This is a genomic window from Streptomyces sp. NPDC003036, assembly GCF_040611175.1.
Taxonomy (GTDB): Bacteria; Actinomycetota; Actinomycetes; order Streptomycetales; family Streptomycetaceae; genus Streptomyces.
Map to the genome: position 1 here is coordinate 66,336 of NZ_JBEXNO010000015.1, position 16,106 is coordinate 82,441.

Consider the following 16,106-nt stretch of genomic DNA (forward strand, 5'->3'; position numbering starts at 1 on the left):
GACCCCCCGTCGTCCGACCCGCAATCCGGCAGCCCCGAAGTCCCGGCCCGTGAAGCAGACCCCCGTCGGGGAGGCCACCGCCCTGCCCACACCGCCGCCCGGCGCGACACCCCGGCCCCGCGCGGGCGCCGACGGCGTGGTCCCCGCCCCCCTCGACCCGGCCGACCGGGGGCGGCTGCTCGCCGGGGAGCACCACGACCCGCACGCGCTGCTGGGCGCGCACCCGGTCGCGGAGGGCGGCATCGCGATCCGGGCCCTGCGGCCGTACGCGGCCGGCGTCACCGTGCTCGTGGACGCCGACGGGTCGCGCACCGAGCTCCACGACGACGGCGACGGACTGTTCTCGGGCGTGCTGCCGCTCGCCGAGGTGCCCGCGTACCGGCTCCTGGTCACGTACGAGTCGGGTGTCGTCGAGGTCGACGACCCGTACCACTACCTCCCCGCGCTGGGCGAGCTGGACCTGTACCTGATCGGCGAGGGCCGCCACGAGCAGCTGTGGACGGCGCTGGGCGCGCACCCGATGACCCACCAGGGCACGGAGGGCACGCGCTTCACGGTGTGGGCGCCGAACGCGCGCGGGGTGCGGCTGGTCGGGGAGTTCAACTACTGGGACGAGGCCACCGGCCTGCCCATGCGGTCGCTGGGCTCCACCGGCGTGTGGGAGCTGTTCGTGCCGGGCATCGGCGAGGGCGCCCTGTACAAGTTCGCCGTCACCGGCCCCGACGGCAGGTGCTCGCTGCGCGCGGACCCGATGGCGCGGCGCACCCAGTGCCCGCCGGAGACCGCGTCCATCGTCACCGCCTCGCACTACGAGTGGCAGGACGACGACTGGATGGCGCACCGCGGCGACCGGCCCGTCCACGAGGCGCCCTTCTCGGTCTACGAGGTGCACCTGCCGTCCTGGCGCCCGGGCCTGACCTACCGGGAGCTGGCCGAGCAGCTGCCCGCGTACGCCAAGGAGCTCGGCTTCACGCACGTCGAGCTGATGCCGGTCGCCGAGCACCCGTACAGCCCGTCGTGGGGCTATCAGGTCACCGGCTTCTACGCCCCCACGGCCCGCCTCGGCACCCCGGACGACTTCAAGTACTTCGTGGACGCCTGCCACCGCGCGGGGATCGGCGTGATCGTGGACTGGGTGCCGGCGCACTTCCCGAAGGACGACTGGGCGCTGGCCCGCTTCGACGGGACCCCGCTGTACGAGCACCCGGACCCGCGGCGCGCCGAGCACCCGGACTGGGGAACGCTCGAGTTCGACTACGGCCGCACCGAGGTCCGCAACTTCCTCGTGGCGAACGCCGTGTACTGGTGCGAGGAGTTCCACATCGACGGCCTGCGCGTCGACGCCGTCGCCTCGATGCTGTACCTGGACTACTCCCGCGAGGGCGGCGAGTGGGCGCCGAACGAGTACGGCGGCCGGGAGAACTTCGACGCGGTCTCCTTCCTCCAGGAGATGAACGCCACCGTCTACCGCCGCTGCCCGGGCGTGGTGACGATCGCCGAGGAGTCCACCGCCTGGGAGGGCGTGACCCGCCCCACCGACGCGGGCGGGCTGGGCTTCGGCCTGAAGTGGAACATGGGCTGGATGCACGACTCGCTGGTGTACGTCTCCAAGGAGCCGGTGCACCGCAAGTACCACCACAACGAGATGACGTTCTCGATGGTGTACGCGTACAGCGAGAACTACGTCCTGCCGATCTCGCACGACGAGGTGGTGCACGGCAAGCAGGCCCTGGTGACGAAGATGCCCGGCGACTGGTGGCAGCGGCGCGCCACGCACCGGGCCTACCTGGGCTTCATGTGGGCGCACCCCGGCAAGCAGCTGCTCTTCATGGGCCAGGAGTTCGCCCAGGGCGCCGAGTGGTCCGAGGCGCACGGCCCCGAGTGGTGGCTGCTGGCGGACGACTACCACTCGGCCGGCGACCACCGGGGCGTGCGGGACCTGGTGCGCGACCTGAACCGCGTGTACACCGCGACGCCCGCGCTGTGGGAGCGGGACACCGTCCCGGAGGGCTTCCAGTGGGTGCTGGGCGACGCGGCGGACGACAACGTCTTCGCGTTCCTGCGGTACGACGCGAAGGGCGACCCGCTGCTGGCGGTGAGCAACTTCTCGCCGGTGGTGCGCGACGGCTACCGGCTGTGGACGCCGGAGGGGGTCTCCGCGTGGACGGAGGTCCTCAACACGGACGCGGCGCAGTACGGCGGCAGCGACGTGCGCAGCGGCGCCCTCGTGCAGCGGGAGGCGGACCACGACGGCATCCGCCTGACGCTGCCGCCGCTCGCGACGGTCTACCTCAGGCCGGCGTGACGGCGCTCGCGGTCCCGGCGGTCCCAGCGCTCCTGATGACCCCCAGCCGCTGGGTCGCGCGGGTCAGCGCCACGTAGAGGTCGTTGACGCCGTGCGGCCCGGCGGCGCGGATGCCGTCCGGGTCGGCGACGATCACCGTGTCGAACTCCAGGCCCTTCGCCTGCCGCGGTTCGAGGAGGACGACGGGCCGGGTGAGGTCGGGCACCGGCCCGTACGCGGCGTCCGGGAGCGCCTCGCGCAGCGCCTCGTGGTGTCCCGCCGGGGCGATGACCGCGAGGCGTCCCTCGGCGGGCAGTTCGCGCCGTACGGCGCCGGCGACCGCGCCCGGCAGGTCGTCGGTCTCCGCTTCCCAGGGCGGGACGCCGGTGGAGCGCACCGAGCGCGGCGGCTCGAACTCCGGGTCCTCGGCGCGGCGCACCCGGGCCGCGACCTCCATGATCTCGGCGGGGGTGCGGTAGTTGACGCCGAGGCGTACGTGCTCGAAGCGGTCGCCGACGTACGGGCCGAGGATCTCCTGCCAGGAGCCGCAGCCGGCGGCGTCGCCGGTCTGGGCCGGGTCGCCGACCAGGGTCATGGAGTGGGTGGGGACGCGGCGCATCAGCAGCCGCCACGCCATCGCGGACAGCTCCTGCGCCTCGTCCACGATGACGTGCCCGAACGCCCAGGTGCGGTCGGCCGCGGCGCGCTCGGCGGCGCTGCGGTGGTCGGCCTCCTCGTGGCGCTCGGCGAAGCGCTCGGCGTCGATGATGTCGTGGGCGCCGAGCACCTCCGACTCCTCGTCCTCGAACTCGTACGTCCGCGAGGCGTACGAGACGTCGAGCACGCCCTGCGCGTAGGCGATGCGGAGGTTGCGCTCGCGCTCGGCGGCGGCGCGCTCGGCGGTGTCGTCGTGCCCGAGGAGCTCGGCGGCCTCGTCGAGCAGCGGCACGTCGGCCTCGGTCCAGTCGGCCTCGGTCCACTCGCCCTCGTCCCTGCGGACGAACTCGGCCTCGCCGTCGGGGAGGTAGCCGTCGGGCTCCGCGAGGAAGCGGGCGACGAGCTGCTGCGGGGTGAGTGTGGGCCACAGCTCCTCGATGGCGGCGTGGACGTGCGGGCTGGCGGCGATCTCCTTGCGCATCTGGGTGATGTCGGAGGCGTCCAGGAGGTTCGGGCCGCCGAAGGGGTCGGCGCCGAGGCGCTCGGCGAGCTGCTCGGTGAGCGCGTCGATGACGCGGAAGGCGAAGCGCGGGCGGGCGAGGTTGTGCGGCAGGCCGGTGGCGCGGGCGTCCCAGCGGGCGTCCTCGGCCGTGTTCCGGTCGAGGAGGAGGGTGCCGTAGTCGTCGTGGTCGATCTCCAGGGGCGCCTCGGTGGGCGGCACCGTCTGCTGGTCGCGCACGTACCGGGCGAGGACCTCGGCCATGCTCGCGCGGCCCTTTATCTCGGCCGCCTCGGGGGTGTCGGTGCCGGTGGCCCGTACGCCGGGGAAGAGCTCGCCCAGGGTGGCGAGCAGCACGCCGGTCTCGCCGAGCGCGGGCAGGACTTCGCCGATGTAGCCGAGGAAGGCGGGGTTGGGGCCGACGATGAGGACGGCGCGGCGGGCGAGCTGCTCGCGGTACGCGTAGAGGAGGTACGCGGCGCGGTGCAGCGCGACGGCGGTCTTGCCGGTGCCGGGGCCGCCCTCGACGACGAGGACGCCCTGGTGCGGGGCGCGGATGATGCGGTCCTGCTCGGCCTGGATGGTCTGCACGATGTCGCTCATGCGCCCGGTGCGGGCGGCGTCGAGCGCGGCGAGCAGCACCTCGTCGGCGTCGGGGTTCTCGTGGCCGGTACGGGTGGGGTCGTGCAGGTCCAGGATCTCGTCGTGGAGGGCGGTGACCTCGCGCCCCCGGGTGGTGATGTGGCGGCGGCGCCGCAGGCCCATGGGCGCGTGGCCGGTGGCGAGGTAGAAGGGCCGCGCGACGTCGGCGCGCCAGTCCACGACGAGCGGCGTGCGCTCCTCGTCGTCCTCCCGGATGCCGATGCGCCCGATGTGGTGATCGCGCCCGTCCCGGAACTCCAGCCGCCCGAAGCAGAGCCCGTTCTCCCCGGCGTCGAAGGCGGCGAGCAGCCCGGACTGCTCGGCCACGAGCACGTCGCGCTCCAGCCGCGCCTGGAAACCGCTGCCGCGGTCCTTGAGGGCGGCCTGGACGGCGCGCTCGGCCTGGTCGCGCAGGTGGTCGAGTCGCGCGTAGAGCCCGGTGATGAATTGCTGCTCTTTCCGCATGTCCTCGGTTGACAATTCGACTCCTGCTGCGATAGAGTTCGCTTATTCGACTTCCTTGTGCGCTTTTCCATGGGCGCACGCGAACCATTAAATATACGCGAGAAAAAGCCCCGGCCGCTATTGCGGACCGGGGCTTTTCCGTACGTACGCATGCTCAGGCCAGCACGTCCTCCAGCTCCAGGAGCAGCCGGCGCTTGGGACGGGCGCCGACCATCGACTTCACCGGTTCGCCGCCGCGGAAGACCATCAGCGTGGGCGTCGACAGCACCGCGTACCGCGATACCGTCTCGGGATTGCTGTCGACGTCTATCTCGACCACCTTCAGCCGGTCGGACTCCTCGGCGGAGACCTCCTTCAGCACCGGGGCGAGCTGGCGGCAGGGGCCGCACCAGGTCGCGGTGAACTTCACCAGGACCGGGCGGTCCGCCGCCAGGACCTCCGTACCGAACTCCGCGTCCGTCACCTCGATCATGGGGTACTTCCTCCGAATTCGCAGCGTGGTTCGGGCGTTTCGGTCGCCAGCGTGAGCCGGGCGGCGACCTCGGCGCGGATCGACTGCAACTGGCCGATCAGGCCGTCGAGCTCGGCGAGCTTGCGCCGATAGACGTCGAGCGACGCCGGACAGGCGTCCCCGGCCGGATGCCCGGCGCGCAGGCAGTCCACGAACGGCCGCGTCTCCTCCAGGTCGAACCCGAAGTCCTGCAGCGTGCGGATCTGCTGGAGCAGCCGCAGGTCGGTCTCGTCGTACGTGCGGTAGCCGTTCTCCGCCCGCCGGGCGGGGAGCAGGCCCCGGGACTCGTAATAGCGCAGGGTGCGCGTGGTCGTCCCCGCGCGCCGAGCGAGCTCGCCGATTCGCATGCGTCGAACGTAGGCCTTGACGTCGGCGTCAAGGCAAGAGGGGGCTGCCGGGGCGGACCGCTGTGGTTTCCTGACCCGATGACTGGTCTCCGCTTCGAACAGCCCCGCGACGACGCCGCGTTCAAGGACTGGCAGCACGTCCACAACGTCGTCATCCCGACGCATCACCTCTCCCTGGACGACGTACGCGAACGGGCGCGGCGCCACCGCCTCGAAGTCGCCTACCTCGGCGACGAGCTCATCGGGTGCAGCACCGTGCGCCCGCCCGAGGGCGGGTCTGGCACGGCCACCGTGATCGCCCGGGTGCTCGCCGCGCACCGGCGGCGGGGGTTCGGGGAGGAGCTGTACGCGCGCGGGCTCGAGCGGGCGCGGGAGCTGGGCGCCGAGGTGGTCGAGACGTGCGTGCTGGCGTCCAACGAGGACGGACTCCGGTTCGCGCTGAAGCACGGGTTCGTGGAGACGGAGCGCTACCTGCTGCCGGGGGACACCATTCCGTGGATCGACTTGCGGCTGACCTGAACCCCGCCCCGCTCCGTCGGCTCGACCCCGATCAGACGAGGGCGTCGAGTGCGGCGAGGACGTCGGCCGGTTCCGCGCGCGTGGTGTAGTCGGTGCTCACGAAGGCCCAGCGGATGGTGCCGTCGCGGTCGATGACGTACGTCGCCGGCAGCGGAAGGGTGCGCGGGTGGCCTCCGTTGACGCGCTGGAGGTCGAAGCCGAGCCTGTCGTAGACGGCCGCGAGGTCGTCGGGCAGGTCGAAGGCGAGCCCGTACTGCTTCGCCGTGTCCGAACCGACGTCGCTCAGGACGTCGAACGCGAGGCTGTGCTTCTCGCTGAGGGACAGCGACTCGTCCGGGATCTGCGGGGACACGGCCACGAGACGGGCTCCGCGCGCGACGATGTCCGCGTGGTGCTCCTGGAGGGCGCGCAGGGCGATGTTGCAGTACGGGCACCACGCCCCGCGGTAGAAGGTGAGCACGACGGGGCCGTCGGCGAGCAGGTCGTCGAGGGCCACCGTGCGTCCGGCGGCGGAGGCGAGGGCGAACCGCGGGGCCTGCGCTCCGACGGAGAGGGCACGCTCGGCCTGTCCGGACACGGCGAGCTCCTCACCCGCCCGGTTCATGACCGCCCGCACCTCGGCGGGGATCTGCTGCTGACGGGCCTCGTAGAAGCTGCGCAGCTCGGCGTTGAGGGACATGGGCGGGATTCCTCCAGAACGGTGGCGGGGCGCGTGGACACCGCCGCGAAAGTTGGAACGGTCGTTTCAAGATAGCGTCGCACGACGGCTCACGCCAGCGCCGAAGCGGCTGCCGGGCGCTTTCGGAGCGTCTTTCAGAACGTGATGAAGGGACGGTGGTCGGCGAGTGCGAGGGCCCGGAAGAAGGCGCCCACGCGAAGCGCCTGACGCGCGACGAGGCGAAGGGCGGACGATCGGCTCGACCCGTAGGCGGTCACCCACAGCTTCGGTATGCGATTCATGTGGCACAGGGTGGAGGCGGGCACCGGACCGCCGGGCGATCGTGGACGAACCTGGACGGCGATGGACCGGCAGCCCTAGGCGAGACGGCGGCACCCGGGCTATCTTGGAATCCCTATTTCAAGATGGCGGGGTGAATCATGCCGGACATCAAGCACTTCGATCCGGACGCGACCCTGGAGACGGTGGTTCGGCTCTTCTGGCGGCAGGGCATGGCCTCGACCGGGATCCAGGACGTCGTGACCGCCACCGGAGTCAACCGCTCCAGTCTCTACTCCACCTTCGGTGACAAGCAGGCCCTCTACCGGGCGGCCCTGCGCCGTTACCTCGAGCACCGCTCCCAGCCAGTCTTCCAGCGCCTCGCCGGGGACGCGAGAGGGCTGCCCGCCATCAGGGAGTTCTTCAACGGGCTGATCACGGCCCGCTGCTCGGGCGAGTATGCCCAGTGGGGCTGCATGGTCTCCAACGCCCACGCGGGGACCGAGAACGGTGACCCCCAGGTCCGGGCCATCCTCGACCAGCATCACCAGCAGCTGCGTGACGCCATGTACGCGGCGCTGGTCACGGCCGAGCGCCAGGGGCAGCTCGCCCCCGGCGTCGATCCCGCCGCTTCCGCGGACCTGTTGGCCCTCCTCGCTTACGGAGTCAATCTCCGCTCACGCGCCGGATCCGATGCGCGCGCCCTCACCGGCACGGTGAAGGCCGCTCTCGCCCCGCTCAGCGCCGCCGCCTCTTGATCGTGCTCGCGGAGGCGCCGACGTCCTCGGCATCGGCCGTGTAGTCCTCCGGCGACGTCTCGTCGATGCCCTCCGGAGCCTTGACGGCCTTGAGGACGAAGGTGAGGACGACGACGACCAGGACGTTGAGGACGAACGCCGTCAGGCCGATGTAGCCGATCTCGCCGATGCCGGGGATCTCGGCGGACGAGCCGCCGAAGTGCCTCTGGGTCGGGCTCGCGACGCCGTACGCGGCGGCCGTGCCGTAGACCATGCCGACCGCCCAGCCGGCGAGCAGCGCCCAGCGGTGGAACCAGCGGGTGAACAGGCCGCCCATCAGCGCCGGGAAGGTCTGGAGGATCCAGATGCCGCCCAGCAGCTGGAAGTTGATGGCGACGGTCTTGTCCATGGTGAGGACGAAGGCCAGCGCGCCCACCTTCACCAGCAGCGACACCAGCTTGGACACCTTCGTCTCCTGCTCCGGGGTGGCGTCCGGCTTCAGGAAGTCCTTGTAGATGTTGCGGGTGAAGAGGTTGGCCGCGGCGATGGACATGATGGCCGCGGGCACCAGCGCGCCGATGCCGATGGCCGCGAAGGCGACGCCCGCGAACCAGTCCGGGAACATGTTCTCGAACAGCTGCGGGATGGCCAGCTGGCCGTTCCGCACCTTCACGCCCGCCGCGATCGCCATGAAGCCGAGCAGCGCCAGCAGACCCAGCATCAGCGTGTAGAGGGGCATCACCGTGGTGTTGCGGCGGATCACGTCACGGCTGCGCGAGGAGAGCGTCGCCGTGATCGAGTGCGGATACATGAACATGGCCATGGCGGAACCGAGGGCGAGGGTCGCGTACGTCCACTGCGCGCCGGAATCGCTGACCAGCGCCCCCTTCGGCTTCCCGGTGGCCGGATCGGTCTGCGCGTACGCCTCGCCCGCCTTGCTGAAGATCTCGTCGAAGCCGCCCAGCTTGATGGGGAGGTAGATGATCGCCACCGTGATCACGATGTAGATCAGCGCGTCCTTGACGAAGGCGATCATCGCGGGCGCGCGCAGCCCGGAGGAGTACGTGTACGCCGCGAGGACACCGAAGGCGATCAGCAGCGGCAGGTCCTTGACGAACCAGTGCGTGGTCTCGCCGCCGCCCACGCCCATCACGTCCAGCACCGCTTGGATGCCGACGAGTTGGAGCGCGATGTACGGCATGGTCGCCAGGAGTCCCGTGAAGGCGACGGCGAGCGACAGGCCCTTGGAGCCGTAGCGGCCCCGGACGAAGTCCGCGGTCGTCACGTAGCCGTGCTTGTGGGAGACCGACCACAGGCGCGGCAGGAAGGTGAAGATCAGCGGGTAGACGAGGATCGTGTACGGGACGGCGAAGAAGCCCGCCGCGCCCGCCGCGTAGACGGCCGCGGGGACGGCGACGAAGGTGTACGCCGTGTAGACGTCGCCGCCCAGCAGGAACCAGGTGATCCAGGTGCCGAACGACCGGCCGCCCAGACCCCATTCGTCGAGACTGTGCTCGTTCTCGGCCTTGCGCCAGCGGGCGGCGCGGAAACCCATGACCGTGACGGCCAGGAAGAAGAAGACGAAGACGCCGAGCGCGACGCCGTTCACGCCGTCCTGCATGGTCGGCGTACCTCCCTTGAGGTGCGGAGACGAGGGGGCCGCGGGGTGGACACGGAGGGCGTGTCCACCCCGCGGAGTGGAGGGGACGGGGGTGCGTCAGGCGCGGGCGGGCTCGGGCTGCTCCGCTTTCGCGGCGGTTACCGGAGCGGCCGACGGAGGAACGGCCAGCATCTGCTGCTCCATGTGGTCGGGGATCGCCTTGCGGTAGAGCGGGACCGCGGCGGCCGTGGTCAGGACGGCGACCAGGACGAGCATGGAGAAGACCTCGGGCGTGATCATGCCCTGCGCCAGGCCGATGTTGATGAAGATCAGGATCATCAGGCCTCGGGCGTTCATCAGGCCGCCGACGGCCCAGGACTCGCGCCAGGAGAAGCCGACGGTGCGCATGGCGGCGGCGCAGCCCAGGTACTTGCCGACGAAGCCGGCCGCGAGGATCAGCACGAACGGAAGGATCATGCCCCAGCCGGCGAGGCCGCCGAGCTCGGTGTTCAGACCGGAGAAGGCGAAGAAGATCGGCAGGAGGAGGACGCAGACGATGTCCATCATCCGGCCGTGCAGGGCCGTCCGGAACGCCGGGTTCTCGGGCATGGCGAGGCCGGCGACGAACCCGCCGAAGACGGAGTAGATCCCGATGTAGTCGGTGAACAGGCCGGCCAGGAGCACGATGCCGACGACGATGTACATCTCCTCGAAGCCGAAGGCGCCGGTGCGCTGGACCCGGTCGCCCAGCGGACGCAGCAGCTTCTTGACGCCGAAGAGCATGACGACGACGAAGACCGCGGTCAGGCCGATCGTCTTGAAGACCTGCGTCGCTCCGGAGCCGGTGTGCATGGCGGAGAGGACGGCCAGGAAGCACCAGGCCGCGGCGTCGTCGATGGAGGCTCCGAGCAGGGTCATGCGGCCGAGCCGGGTGTTCTGCAGGCGCCGCTCGTAGAGGATGCGGGCGAGCATGGGGAAGGCGGTGATGGACAGGGCACCGCCGAGGAACAGCGCGAACTCGAACGGCGTCACGTCGGGCTTGGACAGCCGGTCGTACAGGAGGTAGCCGGCACCGGCGCCGAGCAGCAGGGACGGCAGGATGCCGGAGACCGCGAGGACGGCCGCGTTGCGGGTGTCGTTCCTGCCGCCGCCGGCGCGGTGGTCGAGTCCGGCGCCGACGAGGAACATGAAGACCGTCAGGCCGATGGTGCTGAGGACGTACAGGATCGGCTTCACCTCGGGGGCGAAGACCGCCTGCTGCGCCCCGGGGAAGAGGGCGCCGAACAGCGTGGGCCCGAGCAGGACGCCGGCGACCATCTCGCCCAGCACGCGAGGCTGCTTGACGAGGATGGCGAGCCGTCCGCACAGGGCGGAGACGGCCAGGATGACCACGATCGCCGGGAGGACCTTCAGGACGAGTTCGAGGTTCTTGTCGGTGGTACCGGACGCGAGCTGATACAGGGTGTGGTGCACGTCAGGCTCCCGGGTCAGGATCGTGCGGGGACGGTGGGGGTGGAGTCGAGGTCCGGTCCGGCCGCCCGCCGTGAGTGCGGACGGTGGCCGTCGGGGCCGAGCCCGAGGACCGAGGGCCAGCGCGGGTCGTCCGGTGCGACGACGAGCGACCGGGCGTACCGGCTGTCGAAGAACGACAGGACGAACATCGGCAGCAGGGTCCAGATGGCTACCTGCTCCAGGGGCCCGTTGCCGGTGAGGGCGGCGATGATGACCACCACGAAGATGTTCGGATAGGTCATGGCGGTGTAGTCGTCCAGCGTCTGCACGTGCTTGCGGCGCTTGAAGAGCGCCGCGACGAGCCGCAGGCCGACGGCGACGCCGAGTGCGGCGGGCGCGTATGTGGTGAAGGCGCCGAGGTCGAGCTTGAGCGTGACCAGGACGATGAACGCGGTGAGCAGCAGGACCGCCACGTAGCCGTTGCGCTCTCCGTACTTGGCGGTGCGGATCGGGGACCGCTTCCTGAGCTGCCGGACCAGGAGGTAGGCCGCGGCGACGACCCCGGTCGAGGTGGCGGCGCTGATGGCGACGGCCGGTGCCACTCCCTGGTGAAGGGTGGCGGCGAGGACGGCGGAGAAGGAGACCGTGGCGGCCAGCGAGGAGAGCAGGACCTGGGCGAAGGTCGGCATGATCATCCCGCCGAGGCAGCGGCTGACGGTCATCGCCACGACGGAACTCGGGGTGGCCAGGAAGATCGCGGCGAACGCGACCGTGCTGGTGTCGCCGACGTCCCACCAGTGCAGTACGGCGGCGAGGGCCAGAGGCAGGGCGAGGTAGCGCAGGGCGACGGAGCGCAGGATGCCCCTATCGGTGACGAAGGTGCGCGCGTTCTCCAGCTCGATGCGGCACATGGTGATCACGCTCGCCAGCACCAGCAGGAGCAGCAGCAGGTACGGCGAGGTGGCGAAGCGCAGACCGGCGACGTTTCCGAGGAGGCCGGCGGCGAGGCCTGCGCAGAAGACGACCGGGTGGTTGACGACCATCCAGTCGTAGACCATGTTCATGGTCTGGTTCTCGTTCTTCACGTACGACTGGACGCGGTCGCCGCGCAGCATCTCGGAGTTCGGCAGCCGCAGGTCGTACGACTCGTCGGCCGGCCGGTCGAGGATGAAGCGGCAGAGCAGCTCGACCACGTACTTGTGGGACACCACGCAGACCGTCTCGCCGCGGCGGAGCGCGGGCAGCAGCTCCCGGTCGTAGAAGGCGCGGACCCGGTCCTTGAACTGCCGGGCGGTCTCCCCGCCCCGCAGGGTCGGGCTGTCGGCGTTCATGGCGCGCTCGTACTCGGCGATGCCGTGGCGACGCTGCAGGATGGACTTGCTCTCCAGCGTGTAGCTGCCGAAGTCGCGTTCCATGAGGCGTTCGTCGACCACGACCTCGGGCCCGGTCTGGTCGCGGTCGCCGAGGATGACACCCGCGGTGTCGTACGCACGGCTGAGCGGCGAGACGAAGACGCGGTCGAACTCCTGGCCGCGGTGGCGTGCGGCGACCTTCTCCGCCTGAATGCGTCCGAGCATGGTCAGCGGCGCGTCGCGCTGCCCGGCGATCCGATGCACCGAGTTGCAGGTGGATTCACCGTGTCGGACCATGAACAGCCGGCTCAGCAGCTCCTGCTCGGCCTTATGTATCGGCGCCTGTTCCATCAGGCCCCCTTCTTCGGGGCGTGCTTGATCTGCCCGGCGTACTCGGAGTCCCATCCCGCCAGCTGCGTGATGTCGCAGAGGTTGTGCACGGCGTGCTTCTCCACCAGCGCCGTCAGCATGGCCACGGCCCGGCGCGCCCGGTCGGCGGTGAGGCCGAATTCGCGGGCGAGGGCGGCGCCGAAATCGGCCCCGTCGTCGGTGAGGATGGTGCGGTACTTCTCCCGCTCGGTGCGGTCCTCGGCCTTGAGGTAGGCGACGGTGTTCGGGTAGGCCGTCTCCCGGGCGTGGGCCAGAAGGCGCTCGCGCAGACGGGAGGTGTCCGACTCGCTCCCATCCAGGTCCAGGTCGGCCGCGATCCAGTCACTGCCGCGGACCAGGCAGTGGTGGACTCCGTCCGGAAGGTTCATCGTTTCCCCGTTGGTCTCGGCCTCCACCTGGCGCAGCACCTCCATCGCGGTGTCGAAGCACTGGTTGCGCAGGGTGCCGATGCTGAACACGAACGCGCCGAGACGGCCGCGGCGGGTGGTCTCGTCGCCCTGGCGCATCGGGCCGACGGCGAACAGGTTCCTGGCCGTCTCGCCGTCGGCGGCGACCAGCTGCCCGTGCGGGCCGACCTCGACGCCGCGGTGGGTCTTGCTCTGCGGCCGGGCCGTCCTGTGTCCGTGGACGAGCCCGCTCCACAGCGGGTGGTCCGTGCGCTCGTAGTCGGTGTTGTTGCCGAGGCAGTTGACGACGCGGTCCACGGTGATGTCCTCGCGGTCGGCGAAGACGACGCGGATCCTGGTGCCGTCCTCGACCAGCCGCATGTCCTGGATGGTGGCCGGGACGACGTCGACGGTCTTGGGAGCGCCGTTGTACCCGCGCATCCGGTCGCGGACCACGCTGCCGATCTCCCGCACGGTGCTGGTGCGGTTGGTGACGATGAGGCTCTTGTACCGGTCGAGCAGCATCCGGACGTCCTTGGCCTCCATACGGGAGACCAGCTCGATGACGTACGGCTCCCACGCCTTCATCACGCGCTCCGCGAAGATGGCGGAGGGGGCGCTGCCGCCGTGCTCGGCGAGCAGATGGGCGTACTCCGCCTTCACCCCCTCGATGACGACGTCCGGGGTGAGGTCGTCCGCGTCGAGGAAGGGCGGGCGACGGGCCTGCCAGATGTCGTGCTCGTGGTCGGTGGGGTAGGTGCCGTGCAGGTGGCCGCCTCGCGAGCAGATGAGGATCCGGCCCTTGTGGCCGGCCTGCACGAGGGACACGACGGTGTCGAAGGCGGAGAGCGCCGAGCCGGTGACGAGCACGGTCTCATCGGGGCCCACGGCGCGGAAGCGTTCTTGGGCGTCGGGGGCGTAGGGGTCGCCGATGAACCGCTCGGACGTGCGGACCCGGTGGTAGAACGGCGCCTGGACGGGGCTGAGGTGGCCGGTCGCGAGGATCACCTGGCGGGAGGGGAGCTCGTGGACGCCACCGTCTTCGCCGAGGTCGGCGTACTTGACGACGTATCCGTCGCCGCTGCGGCGCACGTCGATGGTCTCGCCGGTCAGCTCGCGCAGGGTGACCTCGGGGTGGGCGTCGGCCGCGGCGGACCGCAGCCGCTCGGCGAGGTACTGGCGGAAGATGAGGCGAGGCACGACGCAGGCGACGCCGAAGGAGTGGTACTGCCACTTCACCGGCCAGTCGGAGCGGTCGGCCTCCCCGTTCGCCCACTCCAGGAAGTCCTCCGGGCGCTCGCGGCGCAGGGTGATGCGGCCGGCCTGGATGTTGAGCATGTGCTCCCAGTGGGTGGAGGCCTTGCCGAAGGCGAGACCTCCGTAGCGGTATCCCTCCTCACGCTCCATCAGGCATATCTCCAACGGTCCCGTGGCGAACTGGAGAAGGCGTATGGCGGTCAGGGTGCCGGAGAAGCCGGCACCGACGATCGTGATGCGCGCGGGGGCGGCGGTCGAGGTGTTGTCCTGGAGGGTGTCGTGCATTTCCACGGGTCCTGTCTCCTTGGGCGTGTAAGGGCAAGGCATGTCGTTCGTGGAGTGGGCGGGGGGCGATACGCGGAGGGGCACGTCGCCGATCCGCCGGAGCGGCATCAGCATCGGGAGGAGCTCGCCGCCTCGGCCGGATCGTGGATGATCCTGGACGCCATCGCGCCGACCTCTCGGCAGCCGGAATGTGCTTGACAGGGGGGTCATCCCTGACACTAACTTGAAACGTCCGTTCCAAGTTGAAGTGTTCAGGTCATCTGTCCTTGGGGGAGGATGTTCGTGCCGCAGGTACTCGATCCGGGCAGAATCCGCACGATGGACGAGTTCATCGCAGAACTCCGCATACTGAAGGCGTGGGCCGGCAACCCCTCGATCACCGAGATCACCCGCCGCATCCATGCCGCGTGGCGGCAGGCAGGCCGGCCGCGCAACGAATGGCCTGCCAGGTCCACGGTCGGCAACTGCTTCCAGCTCGGGCGGCGCAGGCCGAACACCGACCTCCTGCTCGCCGTCGTCCACGCGCTCGTCGACGGGAGCACCGCCGCCGTCTCCGCATGGCGGCAGGCACTCCGTACCGTCCTGGGCGAGGTCGAGGCGTCCGCACGCGTCACCGCCTATGACAGGCTGCCGGCACCGCCGCCCCTCCTCCTCGGCAGAGAGGACCTGCTGAGGCGGGCCCGTTCCCTCCTCCGCACCGACGACGCCGCCCCCGTGGTCGCCCTCGAAGGCATGGCCGGTACGGGCAAGACCGCGCTCGCCCTCACGGTCGCCCACCGCCTGCGCGCCGAGAGCGGGCCCGACACGCCCGTGCTCTTCGCCCGCCTACGCGGGGCCGCCCCCGACGAACCCGCCGTCGACCCCTCCGCGGTCCTGGAATGCTTCCTGCGCCTTCTCGGCGTGACCGGCGAACGGATCCCGTACGACCTTGATGCCCGCGTGCAGCTCTACCGGCAGTCGCTCGCGGGGACCGGAACACTGGTGGTGCTCGACGACGCGAGCGACGGAGAACAGGTGCTGCCTCTCCTTCCCGCCGCGCCCACCTGCCGTACGGTCATCACCAGCCGGACCGCGCTGCGCGGGTCGCACGGGATCGAGCGGCTGGCCGTGCCGCCACTGCGGACCACCGACTCCGCCGAGCTCCTCGGCCACATCGCGGGGACGGAACGCCTCCACCCCGGCTCCGCGGCCGGAGCCCGGATCGCCGAGCTCCTCGGCAACCACCCGCAGGCCCTGACGATCATCGGCCGTCACCTGCGCGACCACCCCAACTGGTCCCTTGCCGACTACTACCGCGAGTCACTCACGATCCTCGCCATGGAGGGCGGCATACGGTCGTCCCTGGCAGCCTCGGACACCCGCCTTCCCCACGACGCCCGGCGCCTCCTGCGGCTGCTCGCGTTACACCCGTCGCACGACATGGACACGGAGGCCGTCGCCGCCCTGGCCGGCGAGGCGGTCGAATCCGTACGGCGGCCACTGGCCGCCCTCGCCGCCGTCCACCTCGTCCGCCAAGTGGCGCCGGACCGGTACCGGCTTCCCGTCCTGGTCCACGCCTACGCCGAGGAACGCGTCTGCATCGACGAGCCGGCGAGCCGGATCCAGGAGGCTCTCGCCCGGCTCACGGCCCACTACCGGACGCGAGCGGACGACACCGCCCCGGACGGGGCGAACAGGCTCGGCGCGTCCGCCGTACGCCAACGCATCGAGCAGGAGGGGGCTTGGTCGGAGGTCACGCGCCCGACGGCGAGAAGGACGGTGACCTACGCCGCGGCGTAGGTCACGG

The 16,106-nt window shown here is 70.8% G+C and carries 13 protein-coding genes; 4 read left to right on the plus strand and 9 right to left on the minus strand.

Going from position 1 to position 16,106, the window contains the following annotated elements; translation table 11 throughout:
• Positions 1-49 precede the first annotated feature (49 nt).
• Entirely contained in the window at positions 50-2,305 is a 2,256-nt protein-coding gene (glgB, locus tag ABZX67_RS13635) for a 1,4-alpha-glucan branching enzyme (RefSeq protein WP_355358862.1), read from the plus strand.
• On the opposite strand, the gene ABZX67_RS13640 is transcribed toward glgB, so the two are convergent.
• The 3 genes from ABZX67_RS13640 to ABZX67_RS13650 all read right to left on the minus strand — a co-directional run bounded on the left by ABZX67_RS13640 (position 2,292) and on the right by ABZX67_RS13650 (position 5,405).
• Positions 2,292-4,547 (minus strand): ATP-binding domain-containing protein, encoded by a 2,256-nt coding sequence (locus tag ABZX67_RS13640; RefSeq protein WP_355358865.1) that lies wholly within the window; start codon positions 4,545-4,547, stop codon positions 2,292-2,294. The two genes, glgB and ABZX67_RS13640, sit on opposite strands and share 14 nt — an antisense overlap.
• Before the next feature lie 154 nt (positions 4,548-4,701).
• Positions 4,702-5,019 (minus strand): thioredoxin, encoded by a 318-nt coding sequence (gene trxA, locus ABZX67_RS13645; protein ID WP_355358665.1) that lies wholly within the window; start codon positions 5,017-5,019, stop codon positions 4,702-4,704.
• The gene (locus ABZX67_RS13650; RefSeq protein ID WP_355358668.1) at positions 5,016-5,405 is read right to left on the minus strand and encodes a MerR family transcriptional regulator; all 390 of its coding nucleotides are present in this window, start codon (positions 5,403-5,405) and stop codon (positions 5,016-5,018) included. Before ABZX67_RS13650 ends, trxA begins: the two co-directional genes overlap by 4 nt.
• A 78-nt stretch (positions 5,406-5,483) precedes the next feature.
• Here ABZX67_RS13650 and ABZX67_RS13655 point away from each other — a divergent pair, with 78 nt between their 5' ends.
• Positions 5,484-5,924 (plus strand): GNAT family N-acetyltransferase, encoded by a 441-nt coding sequence (locus ABZX67_RS13655; RefSeq protein ID WP_355358671.1) that lies wholly within the window; start codon positions 5,484-5,486, stop codon positions 5,922-5,924.
• Positions 5,925-5,955: 31 nt separating this feature from the next.
• Here ABZX67_RS13655 and ABZX67_RS13660 read toward each other — a convergent pair whose 3' ends face one another.
• Both ABZX67_RS13660 and ABZX67_RS13665 read right to left on the minus strand, forming a co-directional pair.
• The gene (locus ABZX67_RS13660; RefSeq protein ID WP_355358674.1) at positions 5,956-6,603 is read right to left on the minus strand and encodes a peroxiredoxin-like family protein; all 648 of its coding nucleotides are present in this window, start codon (positions 6,601-6,603) and stop codon (positions 5,956-5,958) included.
• Positions 6,604-6,737: 134 nt separating this feature from the next.
• Positions 6,738-6,884, minus strand: a complete 147-nt coding sequence (locus tag ABZX67_RS13665; protein ID WP_355358677.1) for a hypothetical protein — start codon at positions 6,882-6,884, stop codon at positions 6,738-6,740.
• A gap of 138 nt (positions 6,885-7,022) precedes the next feature.
• Between ABZX67_RS13665 and ABZX67_RS13670 the strand changes: the two genes are divergently transcribed.
• Positions 7,023-7,619, plus strand: coding sequence for a TetR/AcrR family transcriptional regulator (locus tag ABZX67_RS13670; RefSeq protein WP_355358680.1), 597 nt, complete (start codon positions 7,023-7,025; stop codon positions 7,617-7,619).
• On the opposite strand, the gene mctP is transcribed toward ABZX67_RS13670, so the two are convergent.
• The 4 genes from mctP to ABZX67_RS13690 form a co-directional block, all read right to left on the minus strand.
• Positions 7,600-9,219, minus strand: a complete 1,620-nt coding sequence (gene mctP, locus ABZX67_RS13675; RefSeq protein ID WP_355358683.1) for a monocarboxylate uptake permease MctP — start codon at positions 9,217-9,219, stop codon at positions 7,600-7,602. The two genes, ABZX67_RS13670 and mctP, sit on opposite strands and share 20 nt — an antisense overlap.
• A 96-nt stretch (positions 9,220-9,315) precedes the next feature.
• Positions 9,316-10,671 carry a cation:proton antiporter gene (locus ABZX67_RS13680; protein WP_355358686.1) on the minus strand — a complete coding sequence of 452 codons (1,356 nt, stop codon included), beginning with the start codon at positions 10,669-10,671 and terminating at the stop codon, positions 9,316-9,318.
• Positions 10,672-10,685: 14 nt separating this feature from the next.
• Positions 10,686-12,353, minus strand: coding sequence for a histidine phosphatase family protein (locus tag ABZX67_RS13685; protein ID WP_355358689.1), 1,668 nt, complete (start codon positions 12,351-12,353; stop codon positions 10,686-10,688).
• Positions 12,353-14,320: an FAD/NAD(P)-binding protein gene (locus tag ABZX67_RS13690; protein WP_355358868.1), complete on the minus strand. Its 1,968-nt coding sequence runs from the start codon at positions 14,318-14,320 to the stop codon at positions 12,353-12,355. The genes ABZX67_RS13685 and ABZX67_RS13690 overlap by 1 nt, the downstream gene beginning before the upstream one ends.
• Before the next feature lie 318 nt (positions 14,321-14,638).
• Here ABZX67_RS13690 and ABZX67_RS13695 point away from each other — a divergent pair, with 318 nt between their 5' ends.
• Positions 14,639-16,099, plus strand: a complete 1,461-nt coding sequence (locus tag ABZX67_RS13695; RefSeq protein WP_355358692.1) for a hypothetical protein — start codon at positions 14,639-14,641, stop codon at positions 16,097-16,099.
• Positions 16,100-16,106 lie beyond the last annotated feature (7 nt).